Origin of the sequence: Mycobacterium farcinogenes (genome assembly GCF_019739075.1) — a bacterium.
Lineage (GTDB): Bacteria > Actinomycetota > Actinomycetes > Mycobacteriales > Mycobacteriaceae > Mycobacterium > Mycobacterium senegalense.
In genome coordinates this window covers 1-23,282 of the sequence record NZ_CP081676.1, presented here as the reverse complement: position 1 = coordinate 23,282, position 23,282 = coordinate 1, and the positions used below count along the sequence as shown (strand labels likewise).

23 protein-coding genes are annotated in these 23,282 nt (G+C 63.8%); 12 read left to right on the top strand and 11 right to left on the bottom strand.

Annotated elements, in window-relative coordinates; all coding sequences use genetic code 11:
- Positions 1-1,363 precede the first annotated feature (1,363 nt).
- The 5 genes from K6L26_RS31560 to K6L26_RS31540 all read right to left on the bottom strand — a co-directional run bounded on the left by K6L26_RS31560 (position 1,364) and on the right by K6L26_RS31540 (position 4,711).
- A complete protein-coding gene (locus K6L26_RS31560; protein ID WP_221853675.1) occupies positions 1,364-1,828 on the bottom strand; it encodes a hypothetical protein in 465 nt (154 codons plus the stop codon).
- A gap of 183 nt (positions 1,829-2,011) precedes the next feature.
- Positions 2,012-2,284 (bottom strand): hypothetical protein, encoded by a 273-nt coding sequence (locus tag K6L26_RS31555; RefSeq protein ID WP_221853674.1) that lies wholly within the window; start codon positions 2,282-2,284, stop codon positions 2,012-2,014.
- Entirely contained in the window at positions 2,284-2,967 is a 684-nt protein-coding gene (locus K6L26_RS31550; protein ID WP_221853673.1) for a hypothetical protein, read from the bottom strand. The genes K6L26_RS31555 and K6L26_RS31550 overlap by 1 nt, the downstream gene beginning before the upstream one ends.
- Before the next feature lie 1,055 nt (positions 2,968-4,022).
- Positions 4,023-4,250, bottom strand: coding sequence for a hypothetical protein (locus tag K6L26_RS31545; RefSeq protein ID WP_221853672.1), 228 nt, complete (start codon positions 4,248-4,250; stop codon positions 4,023-4,025).
- A complete protein-coding gene (locus K6L26_RS31540; protein ID WP_221853671.1) occupies positions 4,250-4,711 on the bottom strand; it encodes a hypothetical protein in 462 nt (153 codons plus the stop codon). The genes K6L26_RS31545 and K6L26_RS31540 overlap by 1 nt, the downstream gene beginning before the upstream one ends.
- Positions 4,712-5,304: 593 nt before the next feature.
- On the opposite strand from K6L26_RS31540, the gene K6L26_RS31535 reads away from it, so the two are divergent.
- Positions 5,305-5,586: a hypothetical protein gene (locus tag K6L26_RS31535; protein ID WP_049925660.1), complete on the top strand. Its 282-nt coding sequence runs from the start codon at positions 5,305-5,307 to the stop codon at positions 5,584-5,586.
- Between the two features lie 118 nt (positions 5,587-5,704).
- Here K6L26_RS31535 and K6L26_RS31530 read toward each other — a convergent pair whose 3' ends face one another.
- A complete protein-coding gene (locus K6L26_RS31530; RefSeq protein ID WP_221853670.1) occupies positions 5,705-6,001 on the bottom strand; it encodes a hypothetical protein in 297 nt (98 codons plus the stop codon).
- A 261-nt stretch (positions 6,002-6,262) separates the two neighbouring features.
- Here K6L26_RS31530 and K6L26_RS31525 point away from each other — a divergent pair, with 261 nt between their 5' ends.
- Positions 6,263-6,961, top strand: coding sequence for a hypothetical protein (locus tag K6L26_RS31525; protein ID WP_221853685.1), 699 nt, complete (start codon positions 6,263-6,265; stop codon positions 6,959-6,961).
- 9 nt (positions 6,962-6,970) lie between these two features.
- Here K6L26_RS31525 and K6L26_RS31520 read toward each other — a convergent pair whose 3' ends face one another.
- Positions 6,971-7,729, bottom strand: a complete 759-nt coding sequence (locus K6L26_RS31520) for a YfbU family protein (RefSeq protein ID WP_221853669.1) — start codon at positions 7,727-7,729, stop codon at positions 6,971-6,973.
- Between the two features lie 240 nt (positions 7,730-7,969).
- Here K6L26_RS31520 and K6L26_RS31515 point away from each other — a divergent pair, with 240 nt between their 5' ends.
- The 3 genes from K6L26_RS31515 to K6L26_RS31505 all read left to right on the top strand — a co-directional run bounded on the left by K6L26_RS31515 (position 7,970) and on the right by K6L26_RS31505 (position 9,812).
- Entirely contained in the window at positions 7,970-8,557 is a 588-nt protein-coding gene (locus tag K6L26_RS31515) for a recombinase family protein (protein ID WP_069426294.1), read from the top strand.
- The gene (locus K6L26_RS31510; protein WP_221853668.1) at positions 8,554-9,198 is read left to right on the top strand and encodes a hypothetical protein; all 645 of its coding nucleotides are present in this window, start codon (positions 8,554-8,556) and stop codon (positions 9,196-9,198) included. The genes K6L26_RS31515 and K6L26_RS31510 overlap by 4 nt, the downstream gene beginning before the upstream one ends.
- A gap of 62 nt (positions 9,199-9,260) precedes the next feature.
- Positions 9,261-9,812 carry a hypothetical protein gene (locus K6L26_RS31505; protein ID WP_069426293.1) on the top strand — a complete coding sequence of 184 codons (552 nt, stop codon included), beginning with the start codon at positions 9,261-9,263 and terminating at the stop codon, positions 9,810-9,812.
- Positions 9,813-10,088: 276 nt separating this feature from the next.
- Here the strand turns inward: K6L26_RS31505 and K6L26_RS31500 are convergent, their stop codons facing one another.
- Positions 10,089-10,289, bottom strand: a complete 201-nt coding sequence (locus K6L26_RS31500) for a hypothetical protein (RefSeq protein ID WP_044524922.1) — start codon at positions 10,287-10,289, stop codon at positions 10,089-10,091.
- A 262-nt stretch (positions 10,290-10,551) separates the two neighbouring features.
- On the opposite strand from K6L26_RS31500, the gene K6L26_RS31495 reads away from it, so the two are divergent.
- The gene (locus K6L26_RS31495) at positions 10,552-11,376 is read left to right on the top strand and encodes a ParA family protein (RefSeq protein WP_221853667.1); all 825 of its coding nucleotides are present in this window, start codon (positions 10,552-10,554) and stop codon (positions 11,374-11,376) included.
- Positions 11,373-11,780 carry a hypothetical protein gene (locus tag K6L26_RS31490; RefSeq protein ID WP_221853683.1) on the top strand — a complete coding sequence of 136 codons (408 nt, stop codon included), beginning with the start codon at positions 11,373-11,375 and terminating at the stop codon, positions 11,778-11,780. The genes K6L26_RS31495 and K6L26_RS31490 overlap by 4 nt, the downstream gene beginning before the upstream one ends.
- Before the next feature lie 780 nt (positions 11,781-12,560).
- Here the strand turns inward: K6L26_RS31490 and K6L26_RS31485 are convergent.
- Positions 12,561-12,962: a hypothetical protein gene (locus K6L26_RS31485; RefSeq protein WP_221853682.1), complete on the bottom strand. Its 402-nt coding sequence runs from the start codon at positions 12,960-12,962 to the stop codon at positions 12,561-12,563.
- Between the two features lie 68 nt (positions 12,963-13,030).
- Here K6L26_RS31485 and K6L26_RS31480 point away from each other — a divergent pair, with 68 nt between their 5' ends.
- The 3 genes from K6L26_RS31480 to K6L26_RS31470 all read left to right on the top strand — a co-directional run bounded on the left by K6L26_RS31480 (position 13,031) and on the right by K6L26_RS31470 (position 15,653).
- Entirely contained in the window at positions 13,031-13,465 is a 435-nt protein-coding gene (locus tag K6L26_RS31480) for a hypothetical protein (protein ID WP_221853681.1), read from the top strand.
- 142 nt (positions 13,466-13,607) lie between these two features.
- A complete protein-coding gene (locus tag K6L26_RS31475) occupies positions 13,608-13,988 on the top strand; it encodes a hypothetical protein (protein ID WP_221853680.1) in 381 nt (126 codons plus the stop codon).
- Positions 13,989-14,309: 321 nt separating this feature from the next.
- Positions 14,310-15,653 (top strand): helix-turn-helix domain-containing protein, encoded by a 1,344-nt coding sequence (locus tag K6L26_RS31470; RefSeq protein WP_245008818.1) that lies wholly within the window; start codon positions 14,310-14,312, stop codon positions 15,651-15,653.
- An 18-nt stretch (positions 15,654-15,671) separates the two neighbouring features.
- Here the strand turns inward: K6L26_RS31470 and K6L26_RS31465 are convergent, their stop codons facing one another.
- A complete protein-coding gene (locus K6L26_RS31465) occupies positions 15,672-16,124 on the bottom strand; it encodes a hypothetical protein (RefSeq protein ID WP_221853679.1) in 453 nt (150 codons plus the stop codon).
- A 266-nt stretch (positions 16,125-16,390) separates the two neighbouring features.
- Between K6L26_RS31465 and mobF the strand changes: the two genes are divergently transcribed.
- The gene (gene mobF, locus K6L26_RS31460; protein ID WP_221853678.1) at positions 16,391-21,826 is read left to right on the top strand and encodes a MobF family relaxase; all 5,436 of its coding nucleotides are present in this window, start codon (positions 16,391-16,393) and stop codon (positions 21,824-21,826) included.
- A 33-nt stretch (positions 21,827-21,859) separates the two neighbouring features.
- The gene (locus K6L26_RS31455; RefSeq protein WP_221853677.1) at positions 21,860-22,255 is read left to right on the top strand and encodes a hypothetical protein; all 396 of its coding nucleotides are present in this window, start codon (positions 21,860-21,862) and stop codon (positions 22,253-22,255) included.
- Between the two features lie 11 nt (positions 22,256-22,266).
- Here K6L26_RS31455 and K6L26_RS31450 read toward each other — a convergent pair whose 3' ends face one another.
- On the bottom strand, positions 22,267-23,118 hold the full coding sequence (locus tag K6L26_RS31450) for a chemotaxis protein (RefSeq protein ID WP_221853676.1): 852 nt from the start codon (positions 23,116-23,118) through the stop codon (positions 22,267-22,269).
- Positions 23,119-23,282: the final 164 nt, after the last annotated feature.

The following is a 23,282-nucleotide window of genomic DNA, read 5'->3' as shown; positions in this document are numbered from 1 at the left end:
ACAGACCCATACGGGGTCAGCCCGCCACTAGGCCCGCCCGCGGCCGGTGTGCCAACCGAACCACCCATGGCGGCCGGCGGTGGACCGGCAGGCGCGATCGGTGCACTCGTTGTAGCCGGCGCCGCCACAGACGGCGCAGAACCCCCCATCGGGGCCGCCAACGGCGATGGCGGCGCCTGCGGAACAGGCTGCGATGTTGGTGAAAACGGCATCGCACCAGCTGCATTCGCCCCCGCTGCCAGCCCACGCCCGAACTCACCGCCCATAGAGGCCTGCATCGCCCGCGCAGCCTGCCCCTGCACCGAAGACGCAGGATTGCCCACGCCGCCAGCCACACTGCTAGGGCCACCACCCAGCAGCCCCGACAACGGCCCACCCATACCACCGCTGGCGGCACCGCTCAGCGGTGACGAGCCGCTACCGCCGCCTGTTGGCATAGACGGTAACGACGGACGCCCAGGAGAAGGCGACGGGGAGGCCGGGGACGTGATCCCCGCAGAGGGCAGCGCTTTCCCGATCCCGTTTCCGTTTTGTGTGCTCCCAGCTGGGCTCTGGCCACCCGTTGGTAAGTCCTTTTTGGTGCCGGTTCCGGGAGGATTGAGATCGTCTTTCTTCCCAGAAGAGCCGTCAGTTGGTAGGTCTTTGCCGATTCCTGTGCCCTTGCGTGGATCACCATCGAACGCTGGAGTTTCCGGGAATTCCTTTAAGAGCGCACCGGTTTGCGTTGCCACATGGCCGCGAAGCTCCGCCGACAAACCAGCGATCAGCGGCCGGTGTTTGGCGACGATCGCCACCACACCTACCGGCCCGCCCAACGTCGTCGCCTGCGCACGCAGCGTCCGCTCAATCTCGGCGTGCGCTGTGTCATGCTCGTCACGGATCAACCGCTTGATCGTCCGCACATCGCCGCCCAACGTGGTGAAACCAGTGCCGACAGCCGCTTGCGCCTGGGACAGCCGCAGCAACGCCGCATGCTGCTTCTCGTAGTGAGCGGCCGCCGCCTCCGCACCCTCCCCCGCGGTATAGGAGTCGTTAAACACCGCCGTGGACAGCCGATACGACTCAACAGCGGCGTTTTCGGTGCGACGGCTATGTGCCGTCAACTCCTCTCCTGCGGCTTCCAACTCGGTCTCCGAATCCGTCGGCCACTCCCCCGGCGCGATCAACGCATAGGTGTAGGCGCCCGGCGTCAACTGAATGTCCTGCCCCAGCGGCATCCCCTTGCGCGGTACGAAACAATCCGGCGCCGGCCGCGCAGCCTCCACCTGGCGCACCAACTGATGCGCGATCCAGCGATGCCGATCCTCCCACCGCGGTGGTTCATCTGGATTCGGCAATGGCATCGGACGATTCACAGCAGCCATCAGCGCGGCACCCCACACTCGTCGGCCAGCGCATACGTGGCGCCGTTATTTGCTTCGGTCAGGCGGGTGAGCTCGTCGATTGGGGTTTTACCAAGGGCGGCTGTGGTGAGATTTGTAGAGGTCTCCACGTACTTCTGGACTGCCGTCATCAATGATTCCGGTATTGCCGGTGACGTCGTATTCTGCACGGCCACAACAGAATTTACAGTGCGTAAGATGAGCGGAACATTCGGCTCGCCGTTCATGACAATCCCGCCCTGGCCCTCTTGGCCTCGCACCGACACCTCAAACACGTGGCACAACTTGGCCTTCGCAGCAGCTTGCTCTGACGGGCTGTACGTCGGTGTCGGTGCAGAGCTGGCGTTCGGGCCTGTGAGCGTTGGTTCAGCAGAAGGTGTTGGCCGGCTGTCAGCGCCGTGGTTCAACGCGTACGTAATGGCGGCGGTCGCCGCGATCGCGATCACGAGAAGTGCGCTAACCACCCCGATAAGCCGCCACCGCCGCACCGGTGGTGGCGGTGGCGGCGGGAAGCCTTCTGCCGGTGACATATGTTGCCCACCACTGACCGGTAGTGGTTGCGCAGACGGTGGCGTTGACTCACCTGACGGTGACCACGGCGAACCCATCTTTCTGCTCCCCCCTTTTTCCTACGTACCCAGTTCCCCGGCGTTCTGGTTTTCGACCGTCTCCACTGTCGTCACACTCGCGGCGCTGGTAACCAGGCCAAACTCCACCAATGCAGCGGCCTCCGCCTCCAACGCCGACAACAAGCCCTGGCCAGCCGCAGTGTAAGGAGCGGTGCACTCACCGACCGGCAGCGCCGATGCGCCGGCCACTACACCCGCTTGCGCCGCCAGACCCGCAGCGCCCAGCCCAGACCGGGTGCCCTCCGGATCCATCCCGAACACGTTGGCCACCATCAGCTTTCCCCCTCCATTTCATGACTCTGCGACTCGCACATACTCAGCCACTCGACGACACTCATCCGCTGTGTCTCATCCGTGAGATCCAGCACGCGCCGAATTTGCGAATTCACCTGTGCAACAGCAGTCTCCGTTATTACCGCTCGCTGTCCCAAGAAGGCTTTTGAGGCGGATGAGATGTCGTCCAAACTGGCGGACGACGCTAGGGACGCAGGGTGGATTGCGGCCGTAATCTCCCTCTCCCGCTCACGGCGGCGGCTCGCCACCTCGTAGATGCGGCGACTCGCTGAGGAGATCACGGTCCCTACGTGGTTCGAGCGACGATAGGCCCTATGCTCCTCAACCCGCAGCGCGTCGATCTCTGCCTGGATGTCAGGCCGATGAGCAACAGAGGCCTCCCCAATGGAGCTCACTGTCGCGGCGATCGTCGCCACACGTGGACGCCAGCTATCCCAGTCGCGTACCGCCGCCAGGTGATCGAGTTGCAACACTGCACTGACCGCAGCTTCGAACCCGGCAATCGACCGTCCAACAGGATCCGGCCCGCTGCCTACCAAAGGGACACGCTTCACCAGGGGGCGCGGCGGCGTGGCGGCCTGCCGCTGCATCGCTTCCAATTTGAACACCGCCATAACCCATGGCTCCCACACCTCAAGCTCAGCAGCTTCTTCACCACCCATGACCTCAGCCTATTGCCGCCTACCCGCTTATGCGCCACCTAAAAGGAAAGGGGATGGCCCCCAAAACCCCACGTCGGTACAGGTAAGTACCGCTGTACCGGTACTTACCTGTACCGGTATTCCCGTGGCGGAAGACTCGGATGGCTGCTGCGGAAAACAAAGAGCCGGCCAGTGGCTCGCGGGGTAGCAGCCCGCATGTTGAGCCTGGCCGGCTCTCCTGGTGGATCACCATTTCTGATGATCGCCTATAGCAGGAGACAGGACTCCAATAACAGTTATAGGAGGTGCCTCGTCTCAAGGGTAAGCCCTGCGCTCCGTGATCGGCGCATCGACAAGAAAAACATTACTGAACTGGAGTTATCAACCAGTCAGCGGTGGCAGGTATACACCGCCGCGGGTGTATCGGACCACGATGAGAGCAGGCTCAACTCGGTCCGAACCGAAAACGGGAGCCGGGGCCTGTGAGCCCCGACTCCCGATTCCTTGCTATAGGCGACCGTCAGAAACGGCCTCCCATAGGAGCCGGATCACTTGCGCTGCAGCTGCTACCCATAGCGCGAGCTTCTCCGATCTCCGTCGTTCCGGCTGCTGACAGGACATCCGCACTTCCTTTCCCACTTGTCGCTGTAAAACTCGACACTCCTGATGTGCCGACGTCGTTACACACCAAGACCGCGGCAAGAGGAACGGGAGGCTTCACTGCCCGTCTGTAGCCCTAATCGAACTCCCTTCCCTTCGTTGTCTGCGCGGGCGCGCAGATCCGGTCATGACGCTACTGCTTATCGGCCTCGCCCGTTTACGAGCTCATCCGACACTCCGATGCCCCTCCATCCTTGGTGGCCGGGCATGGAACCTATTCTCTCCTACCCCAACCCCCAAACTGTCGCTTAAGCCAACCAATACGGGCGATTTCTTTCGCACGGATCCCACACGGTCGACTGTCGGGCTGATCTGAACGGGCGCACAGAAAAACCAGCCTGTTGCCCTGTATCCCGGCAGCAGACTGGTGGCACCTATTCATTTGTCGAGAACGTCGAGAACGTGTTGGTAGTTGTTTAGCCGCGGCGCTTTTGGAACCAGCGGGACAGCCAACGGCGCTTGTCGCTGGCGCAGAGGGTGCGGTCACCGACCTCATCGGTGGCTGCGTCCGCTCCAGACGGTCCTGATGTGGCTGGGTAGCGGTCTACGCGTACATCCAAGTGGTTGGCGCTGTCCATCTCGAAGATGACTTCGCTGCAGCCGGTGATGATCTTGGTGGCTTCGTCTGCCGGGTAGCTGTTCATCAGTCCTCACTTTTGAAGGCCCACGCTGTGGCTGTGCCGAGCAGCGTGAGCAATGTGGGAATTGCTGTCTTGGCGATATCGCTGGCGACTTGGGTTGCCCCGTCATGAGTCGACAGAGCTGCGGTCAGAAGCGTCCCGGTCCCCGTCAACAGGCATAACGTTGCGATGATGCCCAACGCCCACCAACGGAATCGGTGCTTGGGTACCGATTGCTGCGAGGCCCTCACCGGGCTAGTCGAGGCATCGGGCAGAACGCCAGTGCCGGCGTCGCTGAGGATGGGCTGTCCCTCCACAGGGGGAGGTTCTTCTGGAATCGGGATAGTGCTGTTCGGACCGTTCTCTGGACCGTTCTCCGCCGGATCCTGCTGGTCGTCGCCGTCCGCTGCCACGTCTGCCTCCCTGCTCGTCTGAAGGGGCACATCTACAAACCGCCCAACCGCGGACGTTTCGAAGGCAATCATACACGAATGATGCGCAAGCGTTGCTGACGTGATACACAGATCATGCGCATAACATCAACAACCGATGTTTACGGATTGCGTAAAATGTGCTACCGTACGTGTCATATCACGTACAAAGTGAGAGTTGCGGGAAGGTTTTGGGACTTGTGATGTCGGGGAGGTTCCTCCCACCCGTGACTTGTAAGCCAAGTAGGAGGCGGAGATGGTCATGGACCCTTCGACACGAGCAGTGTGGAAAGCCCCCCACGTTCCTGATGGTCATCTTGATCGTCATAGGCGGCCGGCTGCCGCCGCTCCCGCCAGCCGCGGCCCCCTGCCGCACAACCTCCAGGCCTTCTCGCCGACGCTGATGTCGGCGAGCAACCCTTGATCGTTTTTGACTGTCCATGCCGGGACTAGGCCTGAACTATCAGGCGTCAAACACTGAGAGTGTGTGTGCACATGCCGTGTGCACCCCCTTTCGTTGCACGGGAATGCGCGCACGCGGGCTTACAGGATGTGCGCATGCCTCAGCAACTCCGCACCGCCCCCTTCCCTAGGACCACACCAATCCGAGATCTAGCTCGGAGAAAAGAAAAAGGGATGTCAGTAAAATGAGCAACACAAAAGCGCCTATCAGCACCGAGTCGAAGAATCGCCGGCCAGAGTCCAAGCAGGATTCGGCCGATGCGCCACAGACCCGTCTGAATGTAAACATCAACAGCCAGACGGCTACGGCGCTCAAGACCTACGCAGACAAGCACGGACTGACCGTCACCGAGGCGGTCCGACGCTTGATCGGAGTCGGAGACTTCATCGCCAAGGCTCAAGAAGAAGGCAAGCACATTCTTGTCCGAGACGGGAAAGAGACTGAGCGTGTCGTGTTCAGTTACTAACGGTGCTCAGCTGTAAAGGCTGAGCACACCTCCGGCACCCGGCATAGACAGAGCGAGACCTCGCCAATCTGGCGAGGTCTCGCTCTCTTTCACCTGGCAGCGGACCATCTACTTGTCGCTACTTGTCGGGTAACACGGTGACTTTGACCTCACCGGGATCAGCCGCGTCATCGCAGGTCCAGCAAGGATCTTCGGCGGTCGAGTGCAGGAAGGGCAAAACTGCTGCCAGGATGCTCTCCACTGCCATCCGCAGCTCCTGCAGCTTGGACTCGATGTCGTCGAGCAAAAACTGCCACGGCGGCCGCGACCGCGTTTCAGGGAACTTCGTCACCACCACGGGCCGCTCATCCGCGAGGTCCTCGCAGGACAGTTCCTTCGGCATCGGATCCTCCCCCAGAGGCACCGCGGCCGTCACCGCTGACTCCCCACTGAAAAACGGTTCTTTTGACGGGTAGAAGGGTTTATCCTCATAATGTCCTTAGCTTGATTAGGCAATCACACGTATGGACGTGGGGCTGCCCCCAACCGCGACCACGGATTTTGGGGGCAGCTCTGTCCTTCGTCTTCCTCTAATTGTCCCTTGGGCTACGTTGCCGCCGGGCTGATGGGCAACACTTATCCAGGGTCCGGCAACACTTAATTAGAATGATTTCCCGTGTCACGGGGGCCGGGGAACTTGCAGCGCACAATTCTTGCCGCACTGACGGCTCAGGGACGGCTTGACCGCTTTCCAGGGCCCTGGGGTGAAGAGATTTCCGCGTTTCTATCTCCAGACTTCGACATCGATGTCGTGCGAGCTCGCTGGCGTTGGTACACCGTCGATCTGCTGGGTCTCGCCACTCCAGACACTCCCCGAAGCGCGCGCGTGAGCCTTCATCGCGCCATCGGGGCACTGGAGCGCTCGCACGACATCGAAGTCATCAGAGGCGAACTGCCCTATAGCCACCCCTTCGGCGGCTATATCGATACACACGAGCGCCCCGTCGGCGGCATCGACCTCACCGAACTGACTCACATGGACCCCCGCTGGCCGACTCGGCCAAGACAGGCCGTGTGGTTTCGTCTGCCACCGCCGCACCCTCATTACGAGGATGTCCCTGTCGATGACCAGGTCGCCGTGATAAACACCATCGAAGGAGAGTGGACACCTGAACCGTTCGAGGACTTCGTCGAGTCAATCGACCCCCTAGGCCGGTGGTACACACCGGTCGGCCAATTCCTCACCTGGATCTTCTGTGGCTCCCGGCCGGCCGAGATCAAGAAGATCGCGGCCCGGGCAACTGAAGCCTCAGCGAAGTTGGAAAACCGGCAGGTTCCGGCCGGCCATGTTCGTAGCCCTGGCGCGAAGCGCCTTCTGTCTCAACGGCAACGCTGACCGGCCGAGCTACGCGCGGTTCGACGGGTGGACCCGGGCCGCGGCGATCTGCTCCAGCTCCTCCATGGACAGCAGGTAGTCCTCTCGGTGGAATCCGCGGTCGCGGCTGGCCTTGATGCGGCGGTGTTCGGCAACCATGCGCATATAGGTGTCGAGCATCAGGGAGTGGGAGTTCCCCTCGTCATTGCTGTTCCACTGTTCGTGCAGTTCAGCCCACCGGCCGTCGCTCATGAGGAACTCGACGTAGCGGGCCATGTGGCTTTCGAGTCCGTCGTTGCCGTCGAAGCCCCGGAACTCCAGCTTGTACTTGAGGTCCTCGTCGACGGTGGTCCCGTCCTTCTCCAGCCGCCGGATGCTGAAGGTGATGATGCGGAACATGTCGAGGATGTCTAGGACGCGGCCGCAGTCGCGCTTGGACAGCTCGGGGCTGAACCCGGCGACTTCGCGCCAGTACTCCCCGGTGTAACCCGCCTCGATCACCCGCGCACGCCCCAGCTGATAACCGGCGTCTCCGTCCACGTCGTCGTTGTCCTCGGGCAGCACGCGCGCGAGGATGCGGTGAAGCAGTGAGAGCACCTGCCGATCGGCAATCCGCATAGTCTCCGGCGCCGGCAGGTCGCCGTGGTCCTCTTTGGACTCGTACCCAGGGACGAGCGCGGCCATGAGCAGATCGCGAACGTACTCGCTGACGGTGACACCCTCCGCGTCAGCCATGTCCTTGAGTTCATCGCGGACCTGATCGTCTACTCGGATATTCAAGACGGCCATTGCCCACCCTCCTTAGCGCAATACTGTATGACAATGTTGACTTAAGTGTCATACAACATTACGCGTATGACAAGGGTGCGATGGGTGAGCCGATCTCCAAGGTCTCGTTTCTAAAGAACCGAGACAGCCTCCAAGCTGCCACTCCCCTGCTGCATCGCCCCACGTCGTGGCGTCTCATTTCCCGTCTCACACCGCGCGTCTCCTATCCCGACTGTCGGTGGGCAATGAGACAGTCATCGGATGACGGCGATCCTGGGCTACGCCCGCGTCAGCACCACCGGTCAGGATCTCGATGCACAACTGGCGGCGCTCACCGCGGCTGGCGTCGACGCCGATCGCGTATTCACCGACAAACTCTCCGGATCAGCACGCACCGAGCGGCCCGGCCTGGCCGCCATGCTGGATTACGCCCGAGCCGGCGACCTTGTAGTTGTCGCCGCGATCGACCGCCTCGGACGCTCCGTCGCCGAAGTCACCCGGACCATCGCCCAGCTCGGTGAACGTCAAATCCTGCTGCGAGCTTTACGCGAAGGCGTAGATACCGGCACACCAACCGGCCGCGCTGTCGCCGCCATCATGGCCACACTCGCCGAGCTCGAACTCGAACTCGGCAAGGAGCGGCGAGCCGCATCCCGCGAATCCCGGCGCAACCGACAACTGCCGGCCACAAAGCCGCCCAAACTCAGTCCCGGTCGCCAAGAACAACTACGCCGCCTGGCCGCCACCGGCGAACCTGTGCGAGAACTCGCCGCAGCCTTCGGGATTGGCCGCGCTACCGCTTACCGCTATCTCGCCAAACCCAGTGATGAATCCGGAGTTGAGTTATGACCACCGCTGACCTGCACCCATCCACTCATCTGCGTGCTGCGGCTTGGGTACCCGATGATGTCGAAGATCGTCCGTGGGAGGAAGCGATCGCTCTCGCCGCAGATTGGATCTGGGAACGCAGCCAAGACGAGGGACTACCACCGATGGTGGTGAGTAATGCGCAAAAGACTGGGGGCTTGGGTTATCCCGACCTCGACGAAATCATCCGAGCGGGCGGTCACACCACCCCCAAAAGCCGAACCCGATTCGATCGAGGTCCAGTTCTAGCCTTCGTGCCAGGTGAACAATCGCTGCACTTGGCAATGGGCCTGGCACGTGGCTACTCCCTTGCTGTGGTCGAGGGCTCCCAGCTGCCGCTGACCGAATGGGCCGCTGGCGCGGCAGCCGTCAACCTATTGACCGGCCAGACCACCACGTCCGAGGTGCCGGCAGACGCTCGTAAAGACCTCGACTCGGTGATCTTCTACGGCGGCCGCAACGGATGGACCGGCCCAGATGAAAAAGCCCAAGTCCGACGCTATCTAAGCGACCACATCAATAGTGGCCGACTCACCCCCGACCAGGCCGCCTCCTACGCTTTATCGTCGCAGTCCGTATCCGACCGAGGCGCCAAAAAGCTCCGGGATCTCCTCAGCCGGTGACCCTCGAACATCGGAGTGCGTGTCGTCACCGAGGTTGATTGGCACTGGATACGCTTTTTCGCGTGCTAACAGCTTGGGCCGACGAGAGCGGATCACGCCCTGACCTAGACCCGGGCGCCTACCTTCTTGCCGCCGTTTTATGCGAAGACGACGACATTGCCGATATGCGCAAGACCATGGAAGGCCTGCGCATCGGCGAACCCAAGCTTCACTGGCACGGCAGCAGCGACGAACGCCGCGGCGAACTCATCCAGGCAGTCTCTAACCTCCCGGTGACCGGATTCGTCGTCGTCCACGTCGATCGGGACGCCGATGACCGGCGCCATCGCCGAAAGTGCATGGAGTTTCTCCTACCGCACTTGGCGCACATGCCGTGTTCAACCATCACGTTCGAATCGCGTGGCCAGCTCGACGCCAGCGATCTCGCCACTCTGCAAATGCTGCGGTCTCGCCGCGTCGTTGAATCAACGCTGCGCATCGAACATGCAGTCGGGCGCATCGAGCCGGCGCTGTGGGCCGCAGACATCGTGTGCGGAGCAGTGGTCCAGGCCCGTACCGGCAACCCCGACTACCTCGATGCTCTCGGCGGCGCGGTCGAACTCCACACGATCTGACCCTAGAAAAACCGCGAGCCACAGGCCTCGTCGTCCGGCGAGTTATCCTGTGGCTCACTTCCAAACCCACCGCAATGGGCTGGCTACGCAAATAAGTGTACGGGTTCCGCGCCCTCCCCCGCAACGACCAGCCCATTTTGGTACGCCTTGGTCCCTCGGTGCGTGACACGCCGATACTGCCCGCCTGCACGGACACCTCCGATCCTCCGGCCCTGCCCCAACCAGCACGAACCGCCGGATCCGCGCCGAGATGAGGGCCGGAGGTCCGGCTAATCACTACCGCCACCAATGGCCCAGCCTGATCACCACCGCCATCGCGCTGAACCCAGCCGTCAACGCCGCGGCGTTCCCAATGTCGGCCAGCCCCGCCGTGCTTCCGGTGACCGTCGCGATGTACGCGCACATCACCATGTAGCCGGCCGACACCATCGCCGCCAACAGCAGAACCGCCAACAGCACCACAACCCCAGGCTTCATCCGGGTTGTCCTTTCGTCCCTGGACGCCGGACTATCCGGAGCATCCACACATTCCGAGGCCTCCCGGCAAGGTCTACAGGGTGAGGGTGCAAACCCCAGGTCAGCGCCAACCACTGCCGTCTTCCCAGATCGAACGACCCCCTTGATGGTTGGGCCTCTCCCCAGTGCAAAGCCATACCTACATACATGACTACATGTATGTAGAAATACATGTATCACTACATGATGTTAGTTAGGCATGGTTGAAGGTATAGTTGTTGGTATGACATCTGAGGTTGCCCAGCCCAAGCTGGGCGGAGGCCGGGTTTTGGCGATCGCGATGCAGAAGGGTGGCGTGTCCAAAACGACCACGGCGGTCAACGTCGCCACAGCCCTAGCGAAACTGGGATATCGAGTCTTGGTGATCGACATGGACCAGCAGGCGCACTGCACGATGTGCCTGAGGGTCACTCTCGGTCCCGACGACGCCTCTCTATATGAAGTGCTGCACCCCGACAGGGCATTGCGCGTGCCGTTGCGCAGCGTCATCAAGCGCAGCGAGTTCGGCGTTGATGTAGTACCCGCACATATGGCGCTACGCGAGCTCGAGCGCACAGGCCTTGGTTCGGGGGGGCAACTCCGGCTGGCCCGCGAACTCGACAGCGTCATAGACGACTACGACTTCGTGCTGATCGACTGCCCGCCGGCTCTCGGCGAGCTCACAACAGCCGCCCTGGCCGCATCCGACGATGTAATGGCGGTACTGAAACCGGGTGGATTCGAGGTCAGCTCGATGCGCGAGCTGGCCAACACCATCCTCGACGTCCAAGAGACACTCAACGCCGACATCGAGATCCGCTACGTGCTGCTTGCCGACTTCGACGGCCGGCCCCAGGCCGGCAAAGACGTACGCAACCAGCTGCGATCCGACTGGGGGGCCTGGGACGGCGGTGGCGCCTACCTGGGCGAGGTGCCGCACACAGTGCGAGTCGTCGAAGCCGCGAACAAGCGGATGCCGATCCACGAACACGCACCAACGTGCACCGCGGCCATCGCCTACCAGGAAGTGGCCGAGCGAGTGGCTAAAAGAGCGAAGGTGGCGGCATGAGCGAAGGAAAGTCCATCGGGCTGCAGCTGGAATCCACACGACCGTTGTCGCGTGCCGAGCGCCGCGCCCAAGCCGCACGCATCCACGGCGAAGAAGAACCCGCCGACCCGACACCCACACCAGCAACACCGCCGAAACCACAAGACGTAACGCCAACGCCTAAAGCCAACCCCGACACAACTGAGCAGCAGGGGAGTAGTGGTTCCGTGAAACTCAAGCCACGACGCCGAGCAACCAAAGGACCGTTCTCCACCCAGCTGCAGGTCGCCACACTGGCCCGCATCGAATGGATCACCCGACGCGGCTACGTACTCACCGACACCGTCGACGAGGCCATCAACGCCTACCTAGACGCCGCGAACGTCCCCCGACCTGACGAAAACGGCCACATGCCACCCAGCTGACCTACCAGCCGGTGGATTCGTGACGCCTATCGCCAATGAGCACCGACCACATCCGCGCCGGCGAGTTCGACGACTGGCCACCAATATCGGACAGCCGTTCCTGGACAGGTCACAAGGCCTGGCACGGTGGACTGACAACCACAGGGTTCGCAGTCCCGCGCAGAAAAAAAATGATCTATCCACGGCGATGCAGCGTCACCACCATCGGAACCAGCGACACCGCGCCGGCGGGCCCGTGAAGCACCATCACCGCGGCAACCGCCGCCCACCCAGTGACCAACAGCGCCACAATTCGACGATCACCGCTCAGCCATGACTTCGGTCGACTTACCATAGAAATGTCCTTTCCTTCGTTCTTAGCCGTTCGAACTGGACACGATCGCCCCCGAGAGACCTGCCACGGTTGTTGTCGGGGGCGATCGTCTTTTCAAAACCCGCTCCGTACTTCACCTTTCGCTCGCTCATCTCACTCGGACCGTAAACACGTCGCGACCCCAGCACCAACCACTAACGCCAAATCGCGCCTACTACCCGAGCTTTCCACGAACCCAGCACCCTGCTCACACCCCAATTTTGGCCTACGCACCGACCGCTTCCGGGCAAGTATGCGTGCCACTTTCACCCGCTCAACGGCCAGGCGTGCATCTCGTAACACCAACCCTCACAACGAAACGCCGCCACCACATTGACGAACTCCCAAAGAGTTACCGCTCCAGGGAATCGCCCGAACCAGCCACAAACTGCAAAACAGCTCTTCCGGAGCCGGCGTGTCACTACGGGTCAAAGCTCAGGTGGGTGCATTCCTGAGCACAAAATGTCTTTCAAGATGAGGTGCCACCTGGCCACCCATTCGGCTTGCTCAACAGGCAAAAGATGTCTGTTAGTTTGGTAGTACCGAACTTCCAGGGATATCCAAAAGGGTGACTTTGCGCAATGTCTGACCAGGATCAGGACGAACCACAGCCAGGGCAGTGGGTTCGATATGACCAGCTCGAACGCAAAGAGGCCCGGCTGCGACCCGACCAATACGGCCGCCTTAGCGGCATCAGTCGCAGCCTGAACCGCGCCCGGGCTGGCAGAGGAGAGCGGATTACCGAAAACACGCTCATCAGAGTTGCCATTGACTTGTTGCTCCAGCGTGAAGCCGATCTGGCCGGCCACACGGAAGCGGAACTGCGCCATTCAATGGGCCTGTAAAACAGCGCATCCAGACCTACCTACCAACTTACAGACTTTGTTACTCTGTAAGAGTGACTGCTCCTGATGAGTTCCTCACCGCCGCGACAGCCAACATCCGCGCTTTCAATGACGCAACATCGATGGCGCAGCTGTTCGATCGCGCGCTGACCGCCGACGAGGCGTACGGCATCCTCGACGCCACCGAGGTGCTCGTCCAGCTCATGCCGCGAGCCTTGATCCGGCTGAGCCTTGCTGTCGGCCAGTCGCTTGCAGTCACCCCAGCGGACGACGCCGCCATTGATAACGCGGTCGCCCCCCTCACCGTGGCGGCGATGCACATGGCTCAAGCCGCCCACTTCATCTCGGAAGCAAGCGAGACCATCGACCCGCTCCTAGCCGAAGTTCTCGACGACACCAACGATGGCGAGGCGCACCAGCGGCGCGGCCTTGTTGCGGTCGTGCGTGGCTGGACCGCAAAAACTCACAGGGATCGCCGAGCCGCGTAGGCCCGTCCTCTGGTGCATCACTTGTCACAAAAACATCACAGGACAGCGGCGTGTCGGCACTATTTCCAGAAATATCCCCGGCAGGATCGGCCGCATGGCTGGATCAACTCGGGGTCGTAAATCGCTCGGTGAACGAGCCATCATGACCGCAACGCTTCCCGTCACCGTGCTCAATGCCGCGACCTCGGCCGCCGCCGACCACGGCGTTGACCGGTCGGCTCTGCTGACCGACATCGTGTGCTTCCACTACGGCCGGCCTGACTTGATGCGGCACCTTCCGCAGCAGCTGTTGTTCGAATCTCAGCCCACCACAACGGCCGCCGCCGATGATGCGATCGGCCCGCACGCGAAAGTCCGTCTGCCGCTGTCGATCGCGGCGCTCGTTGAGCGTGACCATGAACAGCTCGGCATGCAGCGATCCACCTACCTCGCCGACATCATCTGCCGACACATGGGCTTTCCCCACCTTGTCCGAGAACTCGACAAAGGGTTCGAGAAGGAGGTTCTGCCGCTGGCGATCTGAGACTTCGAGGTTCGGCATGACGGTCTGCTGTGACAGCCGAACAGACGTGACATCTCAATAGCTGGTACGGAGAACCTCTCCCACACGACGAAGGCCCCGCCTTAGCGGGGCCACGTCGTGGAGGTTCGAGTCGAGTTGGCGCTCGGCTCTGGGTCTCCGCACCCATTCCCCGAAGGGAACTGTCTTGCTCACGGACAGCTCTCACGGTAGCGCATGCCTGTATCTGATTCCAGATGACGCGCGCCGTGATGTTTCACATTCACCGCTGACTCCGGCAGTTGCAGTGCGACCGTCCGCAGTCTTGGACCGTGCGGTGTCTGCGTGATTGTCGCCGGCATGTTCCGTCGTTACGACGACGGTTCTGCGCCGCTTGGTGACCTCTCGGCGCGCGGGTGCTCCGCCGGCGGATCATCGCCGTCCAGGCCAGCCAACATCGGCGAGCATGGCCGGCGCCCCTACAACGGCTCTAGCCGCACGAAACGGCGCCGCGGCGCCATCCGTACCCGGCCCCGAGCCAACACCCGTCTGCGACGTCGTGCGGCCCGAAAACCCGTCCCGCGCGAGCATGTCTGGCTCGATAGCGAACTGGTCTACCTGGAGCTGCCCGAGGGAGCCCACAAGGGTGTGCCGTGCTGGACCGGTGGCGCCGACTACTGGGTGCACATCACCGTTGCCACCGCCTACGCCGCCCACTACAACCAGATTCGGCCACGCATGAGCAACGGCGGCATCGGCCGCAAAGCCCTCCTGACGATCGCCGCGGCCCGGGCCCGCTACGCCGATCACGCCACCGGCCGCAACTGCCGGCCCACCGTCGCCCAGCTGGCTGCCGCCACCGGCCTGTCCGAGCGCCAGGTCCAACGCGGCAACGAAGCCCTAATCCTGTTGGGCGTGGCCACCGAGATCCTGCGCGGCCGCCAACGCACCCTGACCGAACGCCTGGCCTCCTGGCGGGTCGGTGACCGCGGCCGCGGCTGGGCCTCAGTGTGGGTGCTGCACGATTCCACCTGGTTGGCACGAGTTATCCACAAAATGTCACCCCACCTCGGAGGGTCTCTTTTATCTAGTAAAAGCTCGCTTTTACCTCAACTCACTACCGAAAAGCGCTCGCCCAAGGGCTCCCGTGGATGCGGCGCGAGGCGCCGCACCAGCCCGGACCCCAGTGGGTCGGCCCTGGCGAGATCGTGGCGGGCCGATCGACACTCCCCGCCGTGGGCGCAGCGTCATTCTGCCGACGCTTGGGCCGCGCTGCTGGCCGCCCCGGCACGCCACGGGTGGACAGCACGCGACCTCAACCAGCTCATCACCGACTGGCTCGGTATCACCGGCCGGACCATCCCCGGTGCACCGCACAAGCCGATCGGGTTGCTGGGTGCGATTCTCGGTTGGCACGGCACCGAGAACCTCGATGATCGGCCAGCAGCGGCCGACGAGGCCCGCGAGGCCGAAGAACGCGCTGCTGCCGCCGCCCGGGTGGCCAGGGCCCGGCAGGCCATCGTGCTCACGCCGCGCGGTCCGAACGCCGGCGGCACCGGCCGAGTCGCCGCTCGGGCCGTCGCGCTGGAAGCCGCGCACAATGCCGCGCGAAAGCGGACCGAGGAAACCGCGCGACAGACCGCCCAGCTTGCCGCCGCGGTGCGCCGGGCCCGTGGCCTTGAAACCTAGCTGTCGGGCGTCAGATGGCTACGGCAGTTTCATGTGGGCGAAGTGCACGGTGCGGTCACCCTTTTTCGAACCGAATTTCGCGCCGTCCTTCTCGAACGCCGAGCGGACGACTTCCTCTAGGTTGTCGCGATCACCGTACGTTTCTCGAAGGTATTGCTGCGCGCGCTCATTCACATCGGCGCGACCCACACATGTGGCAAGTTGGCGCCATCTGGGGTCGGTCTGCTGCATGTCCACGTCGGAGACCCAGATCGTGTAATCCCTGATTTTGGCGGGTTCTACCCGCCACCAGGCGTGCGGCGCGTAGTACTGAGCTTTGGTCTCACCTTCAGCGGTCCCATGCCACCCGACGTCTCGTGACGCGCGGTTGCTGACTCGCAGCACGCCGTTCGGATAGATCTCGACGTCGTCATATTCGACCGCTCGTGTGTCACCACTCAAGTACACCGACGCTTTCCCGACTTTCTCCATGGCCGCCAACCTACGGTTTCCCCCCGACACTCATTTGCCCGCTTCCCCTACACCGTTCTCGCCCCGCCTTTACCTGCCTCTACCCCGTTTGCCACCTGCACTACTGCCATCCCCACTGCCGCTACACCCAGCCCCTTCCTCACCTTCGTCACTACTCACCCCTCCACCGGCACATCACACCTCTTGCATTCAGGTCACGAATTGGTAACGGCTGTCGTATAACTCCCCGGCCAGCCTTTGGCTCGGACCCGGGTGATGACGCAGTGATGGGACTCCACAAGCTGAGTGCGGGCGACGGGTATCTGTACCTGATTCGCCAAGTCGCGGCGTCCGATGACACTCACCGCGGCAAGCCGAGCCTGGCCGATTACTACTCGGAAAAGGGGGAATCGCCCGGGCGCTGGATGGGCAGCGGCCTGGAGGGGCTCGGTGCGCCGGCAGGCCGTGACGCATCCGATCCGATGGTCGCCGAACTGTGGTCGGTTCCGGAGGGTTCGGAGGTCACCGAGGACCAGATGAAGGCCCTGTTCGGTGAGGGCTTGCACCCCAATGCCGACCGAATTACTGAGCGGCTCACCGGGTTCGGGCTCGGGCAGGAGGGGGCGATCGCCGCTGCCCGGCTGGGCCGGCCGTTTCGTGTCAACAGCACCGACAACGAGTGGATGCGGCGTCTGCGCGAGGGCTACGCGGACTTCAACACCACGCTCGGTCGGGATCGCCAAGCATCGTTGGAGCCCGAGGAACGCGCCCGCATCCGCACTGCGGTCGGTCGCGAAATGTTCACCGAAACCTACGGGCGCGCTCCGGCTGATGAGCGTGAACTCACGGGGTTTGTGGCCCGCAAGTCCCGTGCACAAACCCAGGCGGTGGCCGGCTATGACTTGACGTTCACCCCGGTCAAATCGGTGTCGGCGCTGTGGGCGATCGCACCCCATGACATCGCGGAGAAAATCGAAGCGGCGCATCATCAGGCGGTCGCTGACGCGCTGGCTTTCTTGGAGAAACACGCCGCGTTTTCCCGCACGGGAACCAACGGTGTCGCCCAGGTCGACACCACCGGTTTCATCGCCGCCGCGTTCGATCACCGGGACTCCCGCGCGGGGGATCCCAACCTGCACACCCATGTCGCGATCAGCAACAAGGTGCGGATCATCGGGGCTGACGGCGTGCCGCGGTGGTTGGCGTTGGACGGTCAGCCATTGCACAAGGCCGCCGTCGCCGCCTCCGAGCTGTACAACACCCGTCTTGAGGCTCATCTGATGGCCGCACTGAGTGTCGAGTTCGCCGAGACCCGCACCAAAACGGGCAAGCGGCCGGTGCGCGAAATCGACGGAATACCGGTCGAGCTCATCGAATGTTGGTCCTCGCGCCGGGCTGCTGTGCAGCACCGTGTTGGCGAGCTGGCGAAGGACTTCCAGGCCGAGCATCACCGTGAACCCACGGCGGTGGAGATGCTGGCGTTGTCCCAGCAGGCCACGTTGGAAACGCGGCAGGCCAAACATGAGCCTCGAAGTCGTGGCGAGCAGCGGCAGAGCTGGCGGACCGAGGCCGTCGAGGTGCTCGGCAGCCATCGCGAACTGACACGGTTGATCACCGATGTGACCGGCCGCAGCGCCAGCCGGCGGCCGGTGGCGATCACTGGCGAATGGGTCACTGAACAAGCCGAATCGGTCATCAAAACCGTGTCCCACGACCGGTCGACGTGGACGGTCAACCACGTACGGGCCGAGGCACATCGGCTGCTCCGCAACGTCGGCCGCCAGGGCGACATCGAGGCCTTGGACCGCATCGTCACGACCGCACTCGACGAGTGCAGCATCGCCCTAAGCACCCACGCCGATACCGAGATGAACGAGCCAGTGGCGCTGCGCCGCCGCGATGGCGCCTCGGTCTACACCCGCCACGATTCGGCGGTCTACACCAGTGCAGCCATCCGGGCCGCCGAACGCCGCATCCTGGACACTGCTGACCTCGGTGGCGGCCGTGTCGCCGACGACACCAGCATCGGTTTGGCGATGCTGCAAGCGCACGCCCAACATGGCTTGCAGCTCAACGCCGGACAGGAGGCCTTGGTCCGTGGGATGGCCACCTCCGAGGCCCGGCTGCAACTGGCGTTAGCGCCGGCGGGCACCGGAAAAACCACCGCCATGTCCGTATTGGCGGCCGCCTGGACCAACAGCGGCGGCAACGTCATCGGCCTGGCGCCGACCGCGGCGGCCGCCGAAATTCTGGCCGAAGACGCCCACATCACCACCGACACCATGGCCAAGTTCGTGCAGTTGGCCGGGACTGAACCCGACCGCTCCGCGCGCCGAGATCCCGCCCGCAAATGGTTCAACGCCATCGGTCCCGACACGTTGTTGATCGTCGACGAAGCCGGCATGGCATCGACATTCGACCTTGACGAAATGATCACCCACGCCAAGGCCAAAGGCGCCAAAGTGTGTCTGGTCGCCGACGATCAACAGCTGACCTCGATCTCGGCCGGCGGCGTCATCACCGACCTCGCTTCGCGCCCCGAAACACTCACGTTGTCGGCCGTGGTGCGGTTCCGCGACCCGGCCCAAAGCGCGGCCAGTTTGGCTATCCGCGACGGCGATCCCGCAGGCATCGCCTACTACATCGACCACGGCCGTGTGCACGTCGGAGCCGACCAAACCGCCGCCGACATGGCCTACCAAGGTTGGGCCGACGACATCGCCGCCGGCCATCGCAGCGTCCTGCTCGCGCCCACCAACGATCTGGTCGCCCAACTCAACGAACGCGCCCGACTCGACCGGCTCCGCACCTCACCCAAACCCTCAGCGACGGTCACGCTCAGCGACGGGCTGACCGCCTCGGCCGGTGACTGGATCATCACCCGAAAAAACGCCCGAGGGCTGCGGATGCGCAACGGAACGTGGGTCAAAAACGGGCACCGCTGGGTCATCAAATCCGCCCACCGCGACGGCTCGGTCACCGCCTACCGGCTCGGCAGCGACCCGAAAACGGGCACGATTCGGCTGCCAGCGGACTACGTCGCGGCCAACACCACCCTCGGCTACGCCTCGACGATCCACGCCGCCCAAGGCCTCACCGCCGGCACGCAGAAAACCAAGGGCACCTGCCACATCGTGGGTACTGATCACCTCACCCGCCAACAGCTCTACGTCGCCGCGACCCGCGCCAAAGACGAAAACCACGTCTACTTCTCGACCTCGGAAGCTGACCCGCACCGCATCCTGGCGCCCAAGGCCACCCAGCAGCCCACCGCGGTCGACATCCTCACCGCGATCCTGCGCCGCGATGGCCGCCAGGTGTCCGCACACACCGCCGCCCACGCCGAAACCGACCCGTTCGTCCGGCTGCACGGCCTGGCCAGCATGTACGCCGACGCCCTGGCCACCGGAGCAGAACACCTCGCCGGCCCAGACGCCATGGCCCGCATCGACCAGGCCGCCACGGCGATCACCAGCGACATCACCGACGCCGAGGCCTGGCCAGTGCTCCGGCGCAACCTGGCCCTGCTCGCCCTCGATGGCCACGACCCCGTCGAGGCGCTGCAGCACGCCGCGGCCAAACCTCTGGGCAATGCTGTCGATGTCGCCGCGGTGCTCGACTGGCGCCTACCTACGCCCGCCGGCACCAGCCTGGGCACGGTGGGTCCGCTGCGCTGGCTGCCCGCCATCCCCGCCGTGCTGCGGGAGGAACCCGTGTGGGGCCAATACCTCACCGCACGCGCACAACGGGTCACCGAGTGCGCCGCGCAGATCCGCGACACCGCCCAACAATGGACCCAAGCGACCGCACCGGCCTGGGCCCGACGCCTCATCGCCCAACAGCCCGGGCTTACCGCCGAGATCGCGGTGTTCCGCGCCGCTCACGACGTCGATGCCGCCGACACCCGGCTCACCGGGCCCGGGCAGCACGCCAACCGCTCAGCTGCCGTGCAAAAGCTCATCCACGACAACGTCGACGCTGCGATCACACGGGAACACAACAGCACTCAACGGTGGCGTCCCCTCGTCGCCACCCTTGATCCCCACATTCTTTCCGATCCGTACTGGCCCCGGCTGGCCACCTATCTCGACGACGCCGCCCAAGACGGTGCCGATGTATCCGCAATGCTGGCCACCGCGATGGCCGCACACGGGCCGCTGCCCGACGAACTGCCCGCCGCCGCGCTGTGGTGGCGACTTTCCGAAGTACCCACGACCGCAGTCACACTCGACCACGACCCCACTGACGTCGAGCACAACCAGCAGACGCCCAAGCCGGTAATTCGGGAGCCGGTCGACATCCCAGCGCTGCGACACCACCGCGACCAAGCCCGCCAACGTGTCCGCGCGCTCGAGCACGCCATCCTGCACCAAAACGCCGGACCCGCTGAACAAGCCGCGGTCGCCGACATCACCGCCCTGACCACCCGCCACCAGCACCAACGGCCCTACCAGCATGCCTACGTCCACGCCCAAGCCGACTGGGTCCGCGCCCAACTCGGCGCCGAAACCCACCACCGACTCCTGGACCAGCTCACGCACCAGCTCGACGCCGCCCAAACCGCCGGCAACACCGCCCTCGTCGACCTCTACAGCAGCTCCCGCGACTATCTCGCCCGGCACACCCCCGACATCGAGGCAGCAGTCGAACACGCCCAGCAGCACCGCGAAGCCGCCTACGCCGAGCTCCTCGATGCCGCCGGCGGGCCCGAGGGCATCGTCACCGACCGAGATATCCAGCAGCGCCGCAACGTCGCCCTCACCGCCGACGCCCAGGCGCTGCGTGAGGCCCGCGCCGAAGCCACCACGCTGGACAACCAGCTCTTCCGCGCCGAGGCCGCCGCCGCTCGAGCATTCGCCACCCACCCCGACAAGGACTACGACATGGCTACCGAATTGCCCTCCCTCCAAACCGAAGTGGAGTTCCTCGAAGCCGCCGGCGCCCGCAGCCCCAATGCCGGCTACGAGGTACCCGAGACGGCCCTGGAGCCGCTCGACGACGATCACCGGCGGGTGCTCATCGCGATCGCCGGCAGCCTGGAAACCGTCCAGTCCTTGCATCTGGAACCCGAGGCCGACAAGGCCGGCGTGCTCGACGCTCTCGCGCAGGCTGCGCATCGCGGCAACCACCAGGGGGAGCGTCGCGTGCTGGCCATACCCGCCAGCGACCGTGCCCAGCACTACGCCGCGCAACACCGCTACGCCGACACCATCACCAGCCCCGTTGAGGCTCGCGACAACCTCGGTGACGGCCGATGGAAACTGCCCGAAGCAACCCTGATCGTCATCGACGACGCCGACCACCTACAGCCCGAGCAGCTGCGCTGGCTCACCGAACATGCTGATCAAACCCGCACCAAACTGCTCCTGGTCACCCACACCGAGGCCTCGGCAACACCCACCGCCCAGCAGCGCCGGCAGCCGCCGCCAAGCCGCGAGCTCACCGACACCCTGCGCTCGCACCTGCCCTGGCACCAGCACCTCGGCAAAGGCGAAACACTCACCGCCGCCCAGGCGCCGCCCACCGCAATCGACCGGGCCCGAACCCATCTCGAAACCATCAGCACCACAGCATCATCGGCAGGCACCGAACATCAAGCCCAAGCCCGCCAGCTGCTCCAACGCGTCGACCAACTCACCGCCAACTACCACTACCGCGCCACCGACCACCGAGCCCACGACCTCGACCGCACACAGCAACGCAGCCACGGCCTCGAACTCTGACAGGTGTCGGAGGGTTTGACCATGATGTTTGTCATGACCAACACTCCATTTAGCGAAGAGTTCGCCCGGGCGCTCGACCTGGCCGGCCAGTATCACCAGCTACGGGAAGATTTCGACACCGCTCTCAGATCCGACCGCCGTGAATATCGCCGTGCGTGGGGCGGCGGTCGTGTCGACGACAAACGCACAATGTCATGGGATGCCAGAGCTGCTCGCAGCGACCAACTGAGCAGCATCGTCGATGAATACGAGAAAGTTTGGTATCAGATCCAGGCCGTCGCACCAGCATTGGCCGGAGTCCTGCCATTTCCATGGCTGATGAGGACCGGCAACCGCCTACCCGACTGGGCCGAACGGCTCCGCAGGCGTCGGGCTGGAACATCGTGGTTCGTAACTCCCAGGGCTTACAAGCCTTCCGCCACTGTCTGACCGCCGCGCAGCTACACCCGTTCAAGCACGTCGAACGGCACCTGTACACCGGCCTGCCAGGCCGCGTACACCACGTCAGCCGGCGAATCGTGCTCCCAGCACACCACTGCCTCCAGCCGCCGACATACGGCGAACTCGCGCTGGTAGGTGAGCAATTGATGGGGCTCGTGAATACCCATCAATCCCGGGCGCTGAGATCCCGCCATCAAGACCGCCGAGGTGTACTCCTGCCGCAGTGCCGTCCATTCCTCATCGCCCGGATGTTTCCCGGAGACCACCCCACGTGCCACGGCCTGCGCCATGCTGGACAGCTCCGGCCCGGCATTGAATACGGCCTGCCCGGTTACATAACGGGCATAGGCATCGACGGTGGCTGGATCCGCCGCCGACAACTCCTGAAACAGGCCCGGCGCAACCGTTTCCAGCCGATGTGACCGGCTCTGCAACGGTCGTGACGCTTCGGCATCATCTGGACCGCCGACCGGCGCCACGCCAACCGCCACATCCTTGAGCAGCGGGCGATCCTCGTCGATCAGCCGTGATCGTGACATGAATGTCGTGGCGATCGCCGACACCGTAGAACCATGTGCCTCGATTGCGCGCAGCACCGTCTCGGCCGGGTTGAACCAGCCAGCCCAATGCCCGTCATCGAGATCCCCACATACCGGCATCGACGCCGGCACGTATACGCCCGCCGGAATGTAGCAACCGGAGCCTTCGTTGGACGCGATCCAGTACTCCGGTGTCCCCTGCGTCCCGCGGGCAACGCCGACCGCCCAATCCAACCCGGGATGCACCACACTCGACGCGGCCGCCAGATCCGCAACTACTCCCCGAGCGACCTCCAAATCAGAGAGCGACACGTCCCGCGATACACGCTCCGGCGCATTTCCACCCCGGCTCACCGGCACAAAACTCGTCGCCCCCGGCCCACCGCCGCCGGCCGCCGGGCCAGCAGCAACCGAACCACCCGACAACCCGCCAGGAGCACCGCTGGCCACCGGGCCGCCCGCACCCGAAGCTGTGG

Excerpts from the sequence above, each read along its gene's own strand:
- K6L26_RS31520 (WP_221853669.1), bottom strand. The coding sequence starts at position 7,729 with ATGGCCGTCTTGAATATCCGAGTAGACGATCAGGTCCGCGATGAACTC.
- K6L26_RS31535 (WP_049925660.1), top strand. The coding sequence starts at position 5,305 with ATGAGCAACACAAAAGCGCCTATCAGCACCGAGTCGAAGAATCGCCGG.
- K6L26_RS31545 (WP_221853672.1), bottom strand. The coding sequence starts at position 4,250 with ATGAACAGCTACCCGGCAGACGAAGCCACCAAGATCATCACCGGCTGC.
- K6L26_RS31455 (WP_221853677.1), top strand. The coding sequence starts at position 21,860 with ATGACCAACACTCCATTTAGCGAAGAGTTCGCCCGGGCGCTCGACCTG.
- K6L26_RS31550 (WP_221853673.1), bottom strand. The coding sequence starts at position 2,967 with ATGGGTGGTGAAGAAGCTGCTGAGCTTGAGGTGTGGGAGCCATGGGTT.
- K6L26_RS31515 (WP_069426294.1), top strand. The coding sequence starts at position 7,970 with ATGACGGCGATCCTGGGCTACGCCCGCGTCAGCACCACCGGTCAGGAT.
- K6L26_RS31540 (WP_221853671.1), bottom strand. The coding sequence starts at position 4,711 with ATGATTGCCTTCGAAACGTCCGCGGTTGGGCGGTTTGTAGATGTGCCC.
- K6L26_RS31485 (WP_221853682.1), bottom strand. The coding sequence starts at position 12,962 with ATGGCGCAGTTCCGCTTCCGTGTGGCCGGCCAGATCGGCTTCACGCTG.
- mobF (WP_221853678.1), top strand. The coding sequence starts at position 16,391 with ATGGGACTCCACAAGCTGAGTGCGGGCGACGGGTATCTGTACCTGATT.
- K6L26_RS31500 (WP_044524922.1), bottom strand. The coding sequence starts at position 10,289 with ATGAAGCCTGGGGTTGTGGTGCTGTTGGCGGTTCTGCTGTTGGCGGCG.
- K6L26_RS31495 (WP_221853667.1), top strand. The coding sequence starts at position 10,552 with ATGACATCTGAGGTTGCCCAGCCCAAGCTGGGCGGAGGCCGGGTTTTG.
- K6L26_RS31490 (WP_221853683.1), top strand. The coding sequence starts at position 11,373 with ATGAGCGAAGGAAAGTCCATCGGGCTGCAGCTGGAATCCACACGACCG.
- K6L26_RS31555 (WP_221853674.1), bottom strand. The coding sequence starts at position 2,284 with ATGGTGGCCAACGTGTTCGGGATGGATCCGGAGGGCACCCGGTCTGGG.
- K6L26_RS31510 (WP_221853668.1), top strand. The coding sequence starts at position 8,554 with ATGACCACCGCTGACCTGCACCCATCCACTCATCTGCGTGCTGCGGCT.
- K6L26_RS31465 (WP_221853679.1), bottom strand. The coding sequence starts at position 16,124 with ATGGAGAAAGTCGGGAAAGCGTCGGTGTACTTGAGTGGTGACACACGA.
- K6L26_RS31475 (WP_221853680.1), top strand. The coding sequence starts at position 13,608 with ATGACCGCAACGCTTCCCGTCACCGTGCTCAATGCCGCGACCTCGGCC.